General features: G+C 48.4%; 12 protein-coding genes and 2 other annotated features. Of the genes, 10 read left to right on the forward strand and 2 right to left on the reverse strand.

Translation table 11 applies throughout. The features are described 5' to 3' along the window. Window positions 1-95: 95 nt before the first annotated feature. From CN378_RS13205 to CN378_RS13235, 8 genes are all read left to right on the forward strand, one after another. Window positions 96-1,544 (forward strand): carbon starvation CstA family protein, encoded by a 1,449-nt coding sequence (locus CN378_RS13205; RefSeq protein WP_098352622.1) that lies wholly within the window; start codon window positions 96-98, stop codon window positions 1,542-1,544. A 327-nt stretch (window positions 1,545-1,871) separates the two neighbouring features. Continuing rightward, the gene (locus CN378_RS13210; protein WP_034761269.1) at window positions 1,872-2,072 is read left to right on the forward strand and encodes a hypothetical protein; all 201 of its coding nucleotides are present in this window, start codon (window positions 1,872-1,874) and stop codon (window positions 2,070-2,072) included. Window positions 2,073-2,226: 154 nt separating this feature from the next. Then, window positions 2,227-2,476 (forward strand) — a binding site (T-box leader). A gap of 61 nt (window positions 2,477-2,537) precedes the next feature. After that, window positions 2,538-3,761, forward strand: a complete 1,224-nt coding sequence (locus CN378_RS13215; protein ID WP_098352624.1) for an MFS transporter — start codon at window positions 2,538-2,540, stop codon at window positions 3,759-3,761. A gap of 32 nt (window positions 3,762-3,793) precedes the next feature. Continuing rightward, window positions 3,794-4,819: a hypothetical protein gene (locus tag CN378_RS13220; protein ID WP_098352626.1), complete on the forward strand. Its 1,026-nt coding sequence runs from the start codon at window positions 3,794-3,796 to the stop codon at window positions 4,817-4,819. Beyond that, complete coding sequence (locus tag CN378_RS13225; protein WP_098352628.1) at window positions 4,809-5,330, forward strand: hypothetical protein; 522 nt, start codon at window positions 4,809-4,811, stop codon at window positions 5,328-5,330. The genes CN378_RS13220 and CN378_RS13225 overlap by 11 nt, the downstream gene beginning before the upstream one ends. 47 nt (window positions 5,331-5,377) lie before the next feature. Then, window positions 5,378-5,582: a binding site (T-box leader), on the forward strand. A 103-nt stretch (window positions 5,583-5,685) separates the two neighbouring features. Further along, window positions 5,686-7,116, forward strand: coding sequence for a proline--tRNA ligase (gene proS / locus CN378_RS13230; protein WP_098352630.1), 1,431 nt, complete (start codon window positions 5,686-5,688; stop codon window positions 7,114-7,116). 175 nt (window positions 7,117-7,291) lie between these two features. Further along, entirely contained in the window at window positions 7,292-7,465 is a 174-nt protein-coding gene (locus CN378_RS22655) for a hypothetical protein (protein WP_179884916.1), read from the forward strand. A 115-nt stretch (window positions 7,466-7,580) separates the two neighbouring features. Then, window positions 7,581-8,138: a GNAT family N-acetyltransferase gene (locus CN378_RS13235; RefSeq protein WP_098352632.1), complete on the forward strand. Its 558-nt coding sequence runs from the start codon at window positions 7,581-7,583 to the stop codon at window positions 8,136-8,138. Window positions 8,139-8,176: 38 nt separating this feature from the next. Here the strand turns inward: CN378_RS13235 and CN378_RS13240 are convergent, their stop codons facing one another. Continuing rightward, window positions 8,177-9,862 carry an MFS transporter gene (locus CN378_RS13240; RefSeq protein WP_098352634.1) on the reverse strand — a complete coding sequence of 562 codons (1,686 nt, stop codon included), beginning with the start codon at window positions 9,860-9,862 and terminating at the stop codon, window positions 8,177-8,179. 148 nt (window positions 9,863-10,010) lie between these two features. On the opposite strand from CN378_RS13240, the gene CN378_RS13245 reads away from it, so the two are divergent. Further along, window positions 10,011-11,036, forward strand: a complete 1,026-nt coding sequence (locus CN378_RS13245) for a LacI family DNA-binding transcriptional regulator (protein WP_098352636.1) — start codon at window positions 10,011-10,013, stop codon at window positions 11,034-11,036. A gap of 136 nt (window positions 11,037-11,172) precedes the next feature. Continuing rightward, window positions 11,173-14,139 (forward strand): carbohydrate binding domain-containing protein, encoded by a 2,967-nt coding sequence (locus tag CN378_RS13250; protein ID WP_098352637.1) that lies wholly within the window; start codon window positions 11,173-11,175, stop codon window positions 14,137-14,139. 241 nt (window positions 14,140-14,380) lie between these two features. Here the strand turns inward: CN378_RS13250 and CN378_RS13255 are convergent, their stop codons facing one another. Beyond that, window positions 14,381-15,961 (reverse strand): FMN-binding glutamate synthase family protein, encoded by a 1,581-nt coding sequence (locus CN378_RS13255; protein ID WP_098352639.1) that lies wholly within the window; start codon window positions 15,959-15,961, stop codon window positions 14,381-14,383. Window positions 15,962-15,964: the final 3 nt, after the last annotated feature.

Consider the following 15,964-nt stretch of genomic DNA (forward strand, 5'->3'; position numbering starts at 1 on the left):
TGATTTATAACATCTTGGACAGTTTGTGACGAAAATGTGAATATGATTGCTATAATGAAAGCGTATTCATAACTGAACGAAAGGGGATCATACACATGGTCACATTCCTGGTCTCGATTGTAGTATTAATCATTGGTTACTTCACATATGGAAAATTAATAGAAAAGATTTTTGGAATCAATGAAAGCCGTTCGACTCCTGCTTATGCGAAGGCGGATGGAGTGGATTATGTACCTATGAAGACGGGTAAAAACTCCATGATCCAGCTGTTGAACATCGCCGGTGTCGGCCCGATCTTCGGTCCGATCATGGGAGCGTTATACGGACCGGTTGCCTTCCTTTGGATCGTACTCGGGGCGATTTTTGCCGGGGCGGTTCATGATTACCTGACGGGGATGATTTCAATCCGGAACGGGGGAGCTCATTTACCGGAGCTTGCAGGACGTTTCCTTGGGAAAACGATGAAGCATGTGGTGAACGCATTCTCGATTCTCCTGCTTGTATTGGTCGGGACGGTCTTCGTCACAGCACCTGCAGCACTGATTGCGAATCTGACGCCAGCGTGGATTTCATTAGGGGTCATTATCGCCGCAATCTTTATCTACTACATTGTCGCAACCCTGTTACCGATTGATAAAATCATCGGTAAAGTATATCCGCTATTCGGAGCATTGCTTCTGATCAGTGCAGTCGGTATCGGAGCAGGATTGGTGATTACGGGAGCGGATATTCCTGAAATTTCTTTAACGAATATGCACCCTGATTCTGTCGCTATTTTCCCTTTATTATTCTTGACGATTTCATGTGGGGCACTGTCTGGCTTCCATGCAACACAGTCACCGATCATCTCGAGAACGACTCAAAACGAGAAGAACGGACGCAAAATTTTCTACGGTATGATGATTTTAGAAGCAATCATTGCGATGATCTGGGCAGCTGCAGCGATGAGCCTGTTCGAGCCTGGTGAATTGAACGCCATCCTGAAAGAAGGCGGACCGGCAGCAGTCGTAAGCGAAGTGTCGATCCTGATGCTTGGTTCCATCGGTGGAACCCTTGCCATCCTTGGTGTCATCGTCCTTCCAATCACGTCCGGGGATACATCATTCCGAAGTGCGCGAATGATCATTGCCGACTATATCAAAGTAGGACAAGTGAAAATCTCCAGCCGTCTTTGGATCGCGGTTCCACTGTTTGTGATTTCAGTCGTGTTGACACGCATGGACTTTAACCTCCTGTGGAGATACTTCTCCTGGGCAAACCAATCCACTGCGATGATTGCCCTTTGGGTAGGTGCCATGTACCTGGCCCTTCAGAAAAAACCGCACTGGGTCGCAACGATCCCTGCGATTTTCATGACGATGGTGACCTTCACGTATATCCTGAACGCACCGATCGGATTCGGTCTTTCCATGGGTACGGCCTATATGGGGGCAGCCTTGGTGACCATCGCGGCGATCCTTGCCTTTATCTACACATTGAGAAAGCGCTTAAATGACGGTACCGTCATCCAGGTCGACGAAGAAGTGCCGCAACCAGCAGCTTGATCAGAAAAGGGTTTTCCGGTTATTACCGGGAGACTCTTTTCTTTTTTTGCACAAAATAAAGTTGATTCACAAACTATGATGTAGGAGTGATTCAGCATGACAAAGAAAACGAAAAAAGACGGCGGTACGAAGCAAAATCAAAACGCCAAGCCAAAACATAAAACATCCGGTTCTGCAAACGGACAGAATGGATACCACTAAGAAAGACCGGCCAATCCTTTAGGGGGTTGGCCATTTTATTTAGAGTGCAGATGTCTTTATGGGTGAGGATGTATTATAATAGGGATAGCTTCAAAAAATTAGCAGTCTCAAAAAGGAGATCCCATTATGTCGAATACTAATGACCAACAAATACAGCCAGAGAAGAAAAAAATCAGCCTTCAGGAAGCCATGAAGCAGCAGCTTGCGAAGAAGAAAGAAGCCCAGGCAGGCGGCAAGCAGGCAACAGGCGGACTCGCTTCAAACCAACGCATGCAAAGTCAGCAGACGAAGAAGCCGAGTAATACCCGCCGTAAGATGGGTAGTTAATGCGGAGGGCGCACTTAGCGCTCTTTTTTTTATGGGGTGTGTGATGTGTAGAATTTGTTGTAAAACCCCCGAACTCTCCACTCACCAGGAAAAGATCATGAAAATTCCTATTTACACTCACGTCCCATTCATGCTACCATTATAAAAATTTCAAATAAATGCCATGAAGAGAAGAGTAGGTATCACGAATTCTTTAAAGAGAGCCCCGGCAGCTGAAAAGGGGCAGGAAGGACGGTATTGAACCAAGACTCTGAGCAGCACATCGGAACCAAAGGGGGATGGTGTGACGGGAGCTCCCGTTATAGAGCTAGGGTATACGTCCTTTGGCCGTACCTGAAAAGGCCGGTATGGTGACATATTCGGCGAACTGGGGTGGCACCGCGATCAATAATCTCGCCCCCAAGATCAACGTCTTGGGGGTGGGATTTTTTTGTTTCAGAAATAAAATCGCGGGGGGAATAGTGTATGAAAAAGTGGAAGGATCCTTTATTGCTTTTGCTTGGGATCGGCATTTCGAATATCGGCGGGTGGATTTATCTGATCGCCTTTAATTTGATTGTATTGGAGGAGTGGGGATCACCTATGGCGGTGGTGTTGCTATATGTGTTGAAGCCGGTGGCGGCGCTTTTCACGAATGCGTGGGCAGGGAGTATGATCGACCGGGTGAACAGACGGAATCTGATGGCGGCCCTGGACTTTTTCAGGGCGGGATTGATTGCTTCGCTCCCCTTCTTTTCGGCGGAATGGTGGATGTATGCCATTGTGCTTTTCATCAATATGGGGAGCGCCGTCTTTTATCCGGCATCGATGGCGTATATCACGACCTTTATCCCGAGGGAGAACAGGCAGCGGTTCAATGCTCTCCGGGGACTGATCGGGTCCGGCGCGTTTCTGATCGGACCGGGGATTGCCGGACTGATGTTCTTAATGGGGACTCCGGTGCTTGCCCTTTATTTGAATGCCCTTGCCCTCATATTATCAGGCGTGATCACCCTCTTTTTACCGAAGATTGAGGACGGGAATCCGGTTCACACAAGCGGGACCAAATGGGAAGTGATCAAGGCTGATTGGCGTGTGGTAACGGATTTTAGCCGTGGGGCTGTGTATGTGATGGTACTGTACGTATTGTTCACCTGTATGCTTGTGATGACGGCGGTAATCGATTCCCTTGAAGCTTCTTTTGCAAAAGAAGTTCTGCACCTCACAGATAGTACGTACGGATATCTTGTGAGCATTGCAGGGGCCGGGTTTGTACTGGGGTCCCTCCTCAATACGGCGTTGTCCCATCGCCTTCATCATATGCACCTGATGGGCTTTGGATCGCTGATTGTCTCTTCGGGGTATATGGTGTATTCTTACTCAACCGATTTCCTGACGGCAGCGATTGGATTCGCCCTTCTCTCTTTCGCATTGGCGTTTGCGACGACTGGGTTCGAGACCTTTTATCAAGAACATATTCCCACCCGGATCATGGGGAGGGTGGGCAGCCTGTATGGGTTGCTTGAGGGATTCCTCGTCATTGTTTTAACATTCCTGATCGGAGTGGGGGCAGAGGTGTTGTCGATCCGGTTTGCGGTGGCGGCCGCTTCGATTTTCATGCTTGGGATCACCTTGGTTTTATGGGGAGCATTAAGGAAGAATTATTGGAAAAAACAGTTAAATTATAATTCTGAATGTTATAATAAATAAAACATACTGCGGTAAGGGAGGTTTTAGGGCGGATGAAGATGACGGTGGATCAATATTGGGACAGATGGGAAGAGCTGATGAACCGGGAAGAAGCAAGCTTTGACAAGTGGGACGGGTTGGAAGATCTGTTGTTCATTGCCCAAAAAGAAGGGGATCTCTATAAGGAATTTTGCTCGCGGTTCGGAATCATGAGGACCGTCAACTATCTCGGGGAGTATGAGGAGCTATTCGATCACTTCGAGTGGTGCAACGGATTCTTTTTAGACAATGAAGAGAATCTGGAAGATTGGGTGGAGAGCTTACTCTGGATCTATAAATGGATGGCGGAGCATCTGGTGAAGATGCCGGGCATTGACATGGAACTGCTGGATGCCTTTTTCAATGATTTTCAACAAGCATATGACCGCTATGGGTATAGTCTACGGCCTTATTATCAGCACCAGCATAAACGGGCGTTGAAGGCGGGGGAAGTGGAAGACGCCGAGGCTTATTATCAGAAGTGGATAGCCGCCGAGCGGGATTCCCTTGCCGACTGTGAAGCGTGTGAATATCAGACACAGCTGGAGTATTACTATTTTACCGGGGAAAAGGAAAAAGCGGCTCCCATTGAAAAGCTTTTACTATCAAAGGAAGTGACCTGTGGGGAAATCCCCCACCTGACGTATAGCAAGCTGCTCCTCCCTTATTATGAGGACGGCCGGGTGGAGGAAGCCGCCCGTTACCAATCACAGGGGTACTTCTTCATTTACGATAAACCCCACTTCCTGGTGGAGGCTTCTGAACATATCCGTTTTCTTGCCTTGACGGAGCCGCTTAGGGGGATCAAGGTGCTGGAGCGTCATATCGAGTACGCCGACAGCGGGAAGGACCCGTATGGGATGTTCTATTTTTATATGAGTGCGATCGTCCTCCACCGTAAGTTAATGGAAGCGGGGCATCGCCCTGGCTTCGCCGTTGACGTGATGAGTGAAGTGGCCGAGGAGATTGCAGGGGATTTCGACTCAAGGAACGGGAATGATTTTTTTGAGCGGGAGATGGAGAGGTTTTATGCTTTGTAAGTGTGTAAGGGTTTACGCTGTGATCATACTAAGCATTCTTTCCTTGTATGCCTGCAGTAACCAGGATTCCAGGGAATGGTTTGAGACGGAGGCAGAAGCCATTCAATATGGATTGCATATGGAAAATGGTGAAGGGATTCCTCCAAAAATACTTTCTACGGAAGAGTATCGCGGAGAAACGCTGGTATTCTTTGACCTGGCAGGTGATTTTGGCGCGGCCAGTATATCCAGGAGTGAAAAAGGATATAGCTGGTATCGAACGGCTCCTCATTTCGGATTTGAAGGAGGCGGCGATTACTCTACGGGAGGATTTGAACTTTTAACGGAGAGTGGAGTCAAGATTCCGATTATATGTGGGAAATCGTTTGATTCAAGCATTGAAAAGATGGTGCTATCGGGGGACGGACCTCAAAAGGATTTGACATTCACCAACGGCTCCCGCCTGTATTACAGTATTCATGAAGCAGACTATAATTCGTTAGAGGTAACGCCTGTACGATCGGGGGAATAAAATGCAATTGACACCCTCATCAAATCTCTATATAATCATCTAAAATAACTGAAACATTGAAGAGGATCAGTAAAGGGATCTTGTCTTTTAAAGAGAGGGAGCGGTTGGTGAGAAGCTCCCATGGATGAACCTTTGAACCTGCCTCCAAGTTCTGTATCGAATGAAGATATCAGCGGTCCGAAACCGTTATCATGGAATGAGTGTAAAGCTTTGCTTTGAATCAGGGTGGTACCGCCAGAAATGGTCCCTGATGAGAAGCAGGGCTTTTTTTGTTTCATGGGGTGTTGGGCCGTTCGCTGATAAAATGGAGATTTCGCTGATAAAACCAATCCACTAAAATATGAGGTGCGCTAAAATGGCTAAAGAATTTGTAAAAGATGTTACGGGCATGGAAGATGACTTTGCCCAGTGGTATACCGATGTCGTGACGAAGGCGGAGCTCATCGATTACTCCAGCGTCCGCGGGTCGATGATCATCCGGCCTTACGGGTACGCCCTTTGGGAAAATATAAAAGATGCCCTTGATGCCAAAATCAAGGAAACCGGGCATGAAAACGTGTATATGCCACTATTTATACCGGAAAGTCTGCTGCAGCGGGAGAAGGATCATATCGAAGGATTCGCACCGGAAGTGGCTTGGGTGACCCATGGCGGCGAAGAGAAATTGGCTGAAAGACTATGCGTGCGTCCGACGTCAGAAGTATTATTCGGTGAGCATTATAAAAACATTATCCACTCGTACCGGGATCTGCCTAAGCTCTACAATCAGTGGGCCAATGTGGTCCGTTGGGAAAAGACGACCCGTCCATTCCTCCGAACGCTTGAGTTCCTGTGGCAGGAGGGGCATACGTGTCATGAAACCGATCAGGAGGCTCACGACGAAACCGTGAAAATGCTTGAAGTATACGCAGAGCTTTGTGAAAAGCTGCTCGCGATCCCGGTCATCAAGGGACAGAAAACCGAAAAAGAAAAGTTTGCCGGTGCAAAATATACGTACACGATCGAGAGTCTGATGCATGACGGGAAAGCCCTGCAGTCAGGGACATCCCACCATTTAGGCGACGGATTCGCGAAAGCGTTCGGCATCCAGTTCACAGACCGTGACGGAAAACTTCAGCATGTGCAGCAAACGTCCTGGGGATTCACGACCCGTATCATCGGGGCCATGATCATGGTCCATGGAGATGACCGGGGACTGGTGGTGCCACCAAGGGTTGCGCCTACCCAGCTGATGATCGTGCCGATTGCCCAGCATAAGGAAGGCGTCCTTGATTTTGCCTATAATCTGAAACGTCAGCTGGCAGGGGTTGCCCGTGTCGATATCGATGCGAGTGATAAAAAGCCTGGCTGGAAGTTCAATGAGTATGAAATGAAGGGAATCCCACTACGTTTGGAGGTCGGTCCAAGGGATATCGAGAACGGGCAGGTGATCGTGGCGAGACGTGATACGGGTGAGAAAATCACGGTCACGATGGAAGAACTGGAAGGAAAAGTTGCGGAACTCCTCGAAGACATCCAGCACAATCTACTGGAAAAAGCGAGAGCTCATCGCGATGAAAAAACGACAGTCGCCAAAACGTTTGAAGAATTCAAGATGACGGTCAGTGAAAAAGGCGGGTTCATCAAAGCCATGTGGTGCGGTGACCGTGACTGTGAAGATAAAATCAAGGAAGAAACGAGTGCCACTTCACGATGCATGCCGTTCGAGCAGGAGCAAGTATCCGATACCTGCGTATGCTGTGAAAAGGATGCGAAGCACTTGGTTTATTGGGCGAAGGCGTATTGAGGAAAGTGAGTGTCATTCTCCTATTTAATCCTTTGTCGAGCAGCTCGATGAACACTGGTATTTCGTCACCTCCGGATAGGCAGGGGACTTTCGGACCTTTCCGTACTTTTTCTGACGAAAGCCTTCTTTTTCCTATGTTTCCTTAATAAATATAGGTAAAGGAGGCGTCGATTATATGGATGTGGGACTCATCGTCATTTTTTTCATGGTCTTCGTGGTAATCAGCCTTTGGATCGTACATTCCAAGCTCAACCGGATCACCGAGCATGTTCAGCAGCTGGATGAGGAGTATCTGACCGATGAACAAATCGAGAAGGAACTAGAGGAAGAGTGGAATAAAGATAAATGAGGTTGGAGGCGTTTCTCAAAAAGAGGAGCGCCTTCCGTTTGGAAAAAAGAGCTACCATTCTAGTTAAGCGGTTGGTACTATTAAGAATATCTAATAGGTTAAGGGGGACTGAAGGGTGAATCATAGGGACTTAACCATAGAAACACCGCGCCTGGTCATCAGGCCATTCGTAAACAGGGATTATGGAAACTGGTTCAGGGAACATGTGAACAGGCTTCCGTCACAGCATAAATATGATGTCGGTTACGAGGATATGAGCGAGTGCACGGAGTTCTGGTTCCGGGAGATGCTTGAGAAGCATGATCATATGATTGCGTTGGATCAGGTGTATATTCTGGGGGTCTTCCTGAAGGAAAATGGAGCCAATATCGGGACCATCGATTTCTCTACCCTCATGAGGTACAACTTTAATTGGGGAAGAGTGGGTTACACCTTACATAATCGATATTGGAACCGGGGATACGGGAAGGAAGCTGTGAAAGCGGCTCTTCACCTTTCTTTCGTGAAGTTGAATTTTCACCGTATCGAGGCCCATATCAATCTGGATAATACCCCGTCGATCCGCCTTGCTGAAAGTGTCGGGATGAAATATGAATGTACAAGGAAAGGGTTCATTTATGAGTTCGGGAAGTGGACGGATAATCTGGTGTATTATGTGAATGCAGGGGAGTAATAGAAGGCCGGAATCCAACATGGATCCCGGCCTTCTATTTATTGTTGCAGTCCTTGGATGGTCATGTCTTTTACAGGCAGGAATGCTTCACCTGTATCCATGTACGTCACGTTGACCTTGTCATTTTCTTTCAGATAGATGGCAAGTAAGCTGTTTTCAGAAGATACGATATAGTTTTTCCCATTGTCGAGAAGGAAAGACACCACAGTGTAGTCACCGGATTTTTCTTTGTAAACACGGACGACCGTACCGTTTGCTTGTTTCTCCTCGGCTTTGGAGCTGCCGTCGACACTGCCACCGCCGCGTTGGAGAGCGGTTTTATAGGCTTTCAATGCCTGATTCGGCGTGTTCGCATAAGCTGAGATTTCAGGATTGGCAGCTGACACGATGAAGTAGTTCTGTAAGAAACCATTGGCATCGAGAACAGGTGTCAGCCAGCTTGCTTCACCGTAGAAATTATAGAGCACCGGCATTTCGCCGTCCCATTTTTTCTCGATGAATTTCTTCTGGATGATCTGCAGGGCCCCTTGTGAATCCATATACGATTCTTCCAGGTTACCAGTGTAGAACGTTGCTTCACCGGTTCTTGAATTTGTCAGGGAATAACCGAGCATGGAATCCACGCCTTCTTTCGGCGACGTGAAATCGGTGAAGTAATACATGTCACCATTTTCGTCAAAAATCGGACTCACGTTCGCTTCCGTTCCTTCATCAGAAGGCAGTTTCACATCCGATTTACCAAAGCGGCTGTTCCAGAACCCTTTCACATAGTTACCGAAATAGCTGTTCTGAAGGCTGACCGTTTCAGGTGAAACCGCGCCGTCGATGAACGCAGGAACATCCTTGATGGCATAGGATTTGGTATCACCTGTTTGCGGATCGACTATGACAATCCCTTTCACTTCGAATCCATTACGTGCAGAGATGAAGTTGCCGTAAGTCTGGATATAAAATGGCTTTCCTTCATCATCGATTTCAAGCTGCACGTCCCCGTTGAAGATCTCTTTCGGATAGTTCAAGCGGATGTGACGCTCAATTTTTTTATTAAAATAAGCGGAAGGGGTATACACCATCTCTTCTTTGACGAATTTAGGATTTGCGTTTGAATCCGTCGCACTCAGCTTGAAGTACCCTGGTGTCACGTCTCCCTTGAACCACTTGAAGAAACCGGAGAATTCAACGGGAGCGATGTATACATACTCTCCGTTTACCTTCTGGATCTGCAGATTGCCGAGCTCATAATAACTCGTATTCGGCACCTGACCGAAGGCTTTCTTCATTTTGTTCCGGGCAAATTGCGGAGGGACGCTTGCCGGTGTTTCCGTTTCATCAAAGGCTGTTATCTCTGTCTTGACGTCCATTTTGGCCGATTCGAATTTCTCATCGGCATTGAAGACGAAGGCTGTCAGGAAGTATGCACCGACGAAGAGGCTTGCCAGGAATAGAACCCCTTTTACCATGCGCTCTTTTCCCACGGCAAAAGCTGCCCCGAATCCTGAAGCAATGATCAGAAGCACCCACATGCTTGTGAAGTTCTGATCGAGATTCGTCAGGTAATAAAAGACGAATACGACAAGTGATGTGATGATGAGGGTGGCTCCGAACAGGGCCGGGAAGGATGGATACCCCTCTTTTTTATGTTGTTTTTTCATGACCGCCATCGGAACGACCAATAGTGCCATGACCAATCCGACAATCACTGAAAATAGTAAGATGTTTCCCATAATGTTCCCCTTTCAAGGTTGTGATTCTGTTTATAGTGTATATACGGATGGAAGGGAGGGAAGGTTTCATTTTATTGCAGGCTGGCGGGTTACCCAATCCAGCCCTCATCCGCTATAATAGGAAGAAGTAACCATACAGGAGGAAGTCATGGATATTTTTGATATTGCGAGGATTGCGGGGGTGTCACGGAAGACGGTGCAGCGGGTCCTGAATGACTCGGACCAGGTGCGCACCGAGACCCGCGAGCGGATTTTGAAGATCATGGAGGAGCATCAGTATCATCCGAATGTGTCAGCAAGGAGACTCGTGAAGAAAAAGACCCATACAATCGGTCTGTTCATCATTCAGGATCCACAGAAGGACCGGATTTATTCGGATGATCTGTTTTACAGCGTGGTGATCGGGGCGATGATCAACGCCTGTTCACTCCGGGGATATAAGATGCTCGTGACGATGGCGGAGGTGGAAGATCCTTCTCCCATTATGAAGCTGTACCGGGAAAAAAGTATCGATGCAGGTATCATCATCAGCTGGAGCAACGTCCAGTCGATTGTCGATGAGATCCTATCCGCTGACTTTTTGGTGGGGGTGTTCGATCAGAACAATGTCACCCGTCGATCTCCTTCCATCCCCATGCCTGTATTGCAAAATGAAGTGAGTGCAATGGAGGCGACCCATCACCTTCTCAAGCTTGGGCATGAGGAAATCGGCATCATTATGGGTGATGAAGATAATCCTGCAGCGGTTGAACGCCTCATTGGGTTTCAAAAGGCATTGGAAGCAGCAGGGATTCCCTTTAAACCAGAATACCTGTATAAAGGGAAGTTTATTGAAGAATCAGGACGGGACGCTGTACAGCATTGGCTGGATGAAGGGATCCTTCCTTCTGCCATCGTCTGTTCCAATGATCACATTGCCTTTGGTGCCCTCAAGGCGTTAAAAGAGGCAGGCAGGAACGTTCCAGGGGACGTATCGCTCATCGGCTTCGATAATCTGCTTCTTACGGAATATACGTCCCCTGCACTCTCGACCATGAATGTGCCAAGGGTGGAGATGGCTGTGGCACTGGTAGAGGAGCTGATTCACCTGATTGAGGGTGTACCTTATGAAAAGATGAATCCTTTTCAAGCAACACTCGTAAGCAGGGACTCCTGTCATGAAAAAAAAGCCTGATTCCCCTTGGGAAGGGCTTTTTTTAATAGAAGAATAGATTATTATGGTAGAAAAATGTTGTCAAACGGTGTAGAGGGTTTTATAGTTATATACAAATGTCCCACGTGAGACATAAATAAAACCAGGAGGCGTTTCAATGTTAAAAAAAGCAGTCACTTCGTTTACCGCTGCATGTCTCATTCTCACTCTGCCACCGGGAACCATCGGCAAAGCCGCACCACAAAAAGAGAAACCTTATCATCTCAATGACTCAACGTTAAAAGACGTAACGATAAAAGGGGACCTGGTGATTACACCTGATGCCGGGAAGGATGTTACGCTTGAAAACGTGACGGTTCAAGGGAAAACCCTCATCAAGGGGGAGGCACCGGATACCCTTCAACTGTCAGATTCCGAGTTAGATAGTCTTTCAGTGCAAGGGCCTGCCCACCTTACCAGAATCACCGTCTCAGGAGATTCGAAGGTAGAAGAAACCGTGCTGGATGGGAATGTGCTGTTAGAAGAAAGCGATATTACTTCTGTCGGATTCAAAGATGTCAAAGTATCGGCATCCACTGTGAAAGGGAAGCAAGCAGGACTCGAAGGTGAGTTCGAGACGATTACCACCACCGGGAAAAAAGGAGAGGCCATTGTAGAGCTTGACGGGGTGGCAGAGCGGCTGGAAATGAACACGCTTTCATCCGTCAACCTTTCTGAGGATTCACTGGTGAAGGAGCTTACCGTATCGACATCCGGCAGTGGATCGGTCATCTCTGGAGACGGTAACGTGGAAAACGCGACCTTGAATGGTACGATCACATACAAGGGAGAAGAAACAAGTGATGCAGCTTCTTTCGCCTCACCATGGTCCCTCGTATGGAATGACGAATTCAATCAGGCGGAGATCGACCGCGGGAAATGGACGTTCGATATCGGCAACGGCTACACCGATGCAGGCGGTGCATTCGTCCCGGGATGGGGGAACAATGAAAAGCAATATTACACAGACCGCCCGGAAAACGCCAGGACAGAGGACGGAAAGCTTGTGATCACGGCCAAAAAGGAAAACTATAATGGATATTCCTATACGTCATCCCGCCTGAAGACGAAGGGGCTGTTTTCAAAGGCGTATGGAAAATTTGAAATGAAGGCATCCCTGCCTGTCGGGAAGGGATATTGGCCAGCGTTTTGGATGCTTCCGGAAGATGACCGGTATGGCGGATGGGCTGCCTCCGGAGAGATTGATATTTTAGAAGCAAAGGGAAGCATTCCCCATGAAGCGATCGGGACGATTCACTACGGAGAATCATGGCCGAATAATAAATATACAGGAGCGGAATATGAGTTCGAAAATGGATCGACCATTGCCGACGAGCATGTCTATTCAGTTGAATGGGAGCCGGGGGAGATCCGCTGGTATGTGGACGGCAAGCTCCGTCAGACCCAGAACAACTGGTACAGTAAAGGAACCGGCAATGCGGCCAACTTCACGTATCCGGCCCCATTCGATCAACCGTTCCATATGCTGTTGAACCTCGCGATCGGCGGGAATTTCGATGGAGAGCCGACGGAGGAGACGATGTTCCCTCAATCAATGGATGTTGATTATGTGCGGGTGTATGATCTGACGGGAAGACCGTATCAAACACCGGAACTGCCAGTATTCGAACAGGCACCGTTACCGGAAGATGCGAAGCAGCCACTGGAAGACGGAAACTTGATTTACAATAATGGGTTCGACCAGGAGTGGGAAGAAGTTGAGGGGATTACGGGTGTAGAAAATACGGATTACTGGTATTTCTTGACCGTACCTGACTTCGGAGCGAAAGCAAATGTCTCCCTCGATCAAATTGAAGGAAGGAATTTTGCTAAAGTCGATGTGGAAGAGCCGGGAAACCAGCCATATTCCGTGCAGCTCATCCAGGACGTTTCTCTTGGTAAGGGACGGTACTATCGTGTGTCCTTCGATGCAAAATCGACGGGAACACGCCCGATCCAAGTAAAAGTTGGGGGAGGCGAGGACAGGGGATACAACGCCTATTCAAACAGTGAATCCTTTTCACTGAGTGACGGAGTGGAGTCCTATGAAATGGTATTCCAGATGACCGAGGAAAATGATTTGGCAGCACGCGTCGAGTTCAATCTAGGATTGTCCAAGCTCCCTGTGTGGTTAGGAAATGTCCGCGTGGAAGAGATCCCGCCGGTGGAAGTGGATCCGGATGCTTCAAAGCCTGCCCTTCCGACCGGAAACCTAATTTATAATGGAACGTTCGATCAGGGATTCCCTGATAGACTTCTATTTTGGCATCCAATAGGTTCAGAGAGTGCTGAATCCATGGGAGTGGACCCTGAAGATCGGGTATTCTCGGCCAAGCCTTCAAGTGAAACGGGCGAGGTCGCGCTGGTACAAAAAGGTGTCCAGTTGAAAGCGTTGAATGAGTATGAGTTGACGTTTGAGGGGGCGGGTGAAAGTGTCCGTGATCTTGTAATTGAATTAAGGAGCAAGGATGGGGACACCGTTTATGCAAGTGACACAATTCCTCTGACGGCTGATTGGGAAAGTCATGCCATGACGTTCACGATGCCGGATGTAAGTGATCTGGAATCACAATTGGTCATCGATCTGGGTGGCAGTAAGACCGGGGTAAAGCTGGATAACCTAAAGTTGAAGAAAATAGCGGGAGCGCCGAGTGCGAATGTGATCCAAAACGGATCGTTTGATACTGACTTAGAATACTGGGCAAATTACATCCATTACGATGCTTCTGCCGGAATTTCTTCTGAAGACGGGCAGGCGAAGATTTCGATCGGGAATGAAGGGAACGAACCGTGGAGTGTCCAATTGTTCCAAGGTGGATTGAAGCTTGAGCCTGGAGTGGAATACACGCTTTCCTTTGATGCGAGTTCGACCGTTGACCGGACGATGGAAGTGACCGTGGAGAATGGCGGTTACTATCGCTATTTATCAAAAGTCGTTCAGCTTGGCGGGGATAAGGCGCATTATGAATATACGTTTACAGTTGGTTTTAAGGAATTAACGAGCCTTAAGTTCCTTCTTGGTAAAAGCGTATCTTCTCCCCTCGGGGCTCACGATGTGGTGATTGATAATGTGGAGTTGAAGTAGAAAGTGGAGTGCAGCGTCTTAGGGCGCTGTGCTTTTTTTGTTGTGGGAGGGATTGGTTTTGATTGAGCGCTCGGTCAGGGCTTGCGGATGCTGTCAAGATTGGTAAAACGGTCGATATCCGGGTGATGTGGGCGACTGGAAAATAAGGTCGGTCAATCCGAATAACGGTCGGTAACCAAACTACACACATATAGCCATCACCAAAAAAAAGCAGCCGACACCAATCGGCTGCTTCCTTCCATTATGACAAAGCCTTCTCCGGCATGATCGGATGTAATCGTCCATCTTCATCCCGGAATACGATGTGTTCCCGTCCGAATTTCGTCGGGGTATCGATTCCTGCTGCTGCGGCGAGATTATACAGGCCTTCCCGCAGGGAGATGATGTAGTTGCAGACGCGGAATGCTTTCTCTTCGACGATGAGTGCACGCTGCAGCTTCTTGTCGGTGGTGGCTACGCCTACGGGGCAGTTGTTCGTGTGACATACCTGTGCCTGGATGCAGCCCACAGAGAACATCAGTCCCCGGGCGATGTTGACAAAGTCGGCACCGAGGGCGAGGGCAAAGGCAATCTTGTCGGGCGTTAACAATTTTCCGGAAGCAAAGATTTTCACTTTGTCCCGGACGCCGTATTTCACCAGGGTGTCGTGAAGGAAAGGAAGGGCCGATTTGATCGGGACCCCGGCAGAAGCCGCCAGTTCCTGATAGGATGCACCTGTTCCGCCTTCTCCGCCGTCCACTGTGATGAAGTCGGGATGTTTTCCTGAAGTGGCCATATAGGATGCGAGGCTTTCGATATCCTTGGTGTTTCCGACGACTAATTTTATTCCGACGGGTTTACCGCCAACGTCCCTCAGTCGTTCGATGAAGTCCAGCATTTGTTCGTTGTTGCTGAATTCCTTGAAGCGGTTCGGGCTGTCGATGGATTTCCAAGGCTCCACGTTTCGGATGTTGGCGATCTCCTGTGTCACTTTTTTGCCGTCAACATGTCCGCCCCGGGTCTTTGCCCCCTGTGCGAGTTTCAATTCGAAGGCCTTCACTTCTTTGAGGTCGCTCTTTTTCTTGAATTCTTCCCATGAGAATTCACCGTCCTTGGTCCTGACACCGAATAAGCCCGGTCCGATCTGGCAGATGATGTCGACGCCGCCTTTCAGGTGATGCTTGGATAATCCGCCTTCTCCGGTGTTCATCCATGATCCGGAAGCCAGTTTCAAGCCGGTCGACAGAGCCGTGATGGCCTGCTCGCCGAGTGAACCGTAACTCATGGCGGACTGCCCGACGAGTCCTTTCACTTTAAAAGGGTGCTTGCAAGTATCCTCGCCAATGACGGGGGCATCCTCTTCTTTCAGGAGGAACGGGTCTGCATCGGTTTCTTCACGATGTTCCTTGCGGCTCAACAGGTTATCTTTATCCAGTTTGTAGATTTTTGTTTTGACTTTTTGTGCGTTGTCGATGCGGAGTTCGTCCCGTTGGACAGGGAAAAGGGTGTTGCGTATGTAGTAGCCTTCCTTTTCAAAGTCCCGTTCAGACCCGAAGCCGAGCATCCGGGATTTGTATTTTCCCGCGAGGACGGTGTTTTGGTATTCAAGCCGTGAAAAGGGTTTTCCTTCGTTGTCGTTGTGGAAGAGATACTGCCTGAGTTCAGGACCGATCTTCTCGAGGATGTATCTCATTTTTCCGAGGACCGGGAAATTCCTTAACACGGCATGCTCTTCTTGTTTTTCATCGGTCAGCCATAGATAGAGAATGAAGGCCGCTGGTACAAGAAAGGCGAGAGCGATGAGGGCTATGAGAAACCACAAAATGATGCTAGTGCTGTTCATATT

Origin of the sequence: Bacillus sp. AFS015802, assembly GCF_002561455.1 — a bacterium.
GTDB lineage: Bacteria > Bacillota > Bacilli > Bacillales > Bacillaceae_B > Rossellomorea.

Bases quoted from the DNA above. Each gene is read 5' to 3' on its own strand.
- CN378_RS13205 (WP_098352622.1), top strand. From the start codon at position 96: ATGGTCACATTCCTGGTCTCGATTGTAGTATTAATCATTGGTTACTTC.
- CN378_RS13210 (WP_034761269.1), top strand. From the start codon at position 1,872: ATGTCGAATACTAATGACCAACAAATACAGCCAGAGAAGAAAAAAATC.
- CN378_RS13215 (WP_098352624.1), top strand. From the start codon at position 2,538: ATGAAAAAGTGGAAGGATCCTTTATTGCTTTTGCTTGGGATCGGCATT.
- CN378_RS13220 (WP_098352626.1), top strand. From the start codon at position 3,794: ATGAAGATGACGGTGGATCAATATTGGGACAGATGGGAAGAGCTGATG.
- CN378_RS13225 (WP_098352628.1), top strand. From the start codon at position 4,809: ATGCTTTGTAAGTGTGTAAGGGTTTACGCTGTGATCATACTAAGCATT.
- proS (WP_098352630.1), top strand. From the start codon at position 5,686: ATGGCTAAAGAATTTGTAAAAGATGTTACGGGCATGGAAGATGACTTT.
- CN378_RS22655 (WP_179884916.1), top strand. From the start codon at position 7,292: ATGGATGTGGGACTCATCGTCATTTTTTTCATGGTCTTCGTGGTAATC.
- CN378_RS13240 (WP_098352634.1), bottom strand. From the start codon at position 9,862: ATGGGAAACATCTTACTATTTTCAGTGATTGTCGGATTGGTCATGGCA.
- CN378_RS13245 (WP_098352636.1), top strand. From the start codon at position 10,011: ATGGATATTTTTGATATTGCGAGGATTGCGGGGGTGTCACGGAAGACG.
- CN378_RS13250 (WP_098352637.1), top strand. From the start codon at position 11,173: ATGTTAAAAAAAGCAGTCACTTCGTTTACCGCTGCATGTCTCATTCTC.
- CN378_RS13255 (WP_098352639.1), bottom strand. From the start codon at position 15,961: ATGAACAGCACTAGCATCATTTTGTGGTTTCTCATAGCCCTCATCGCT.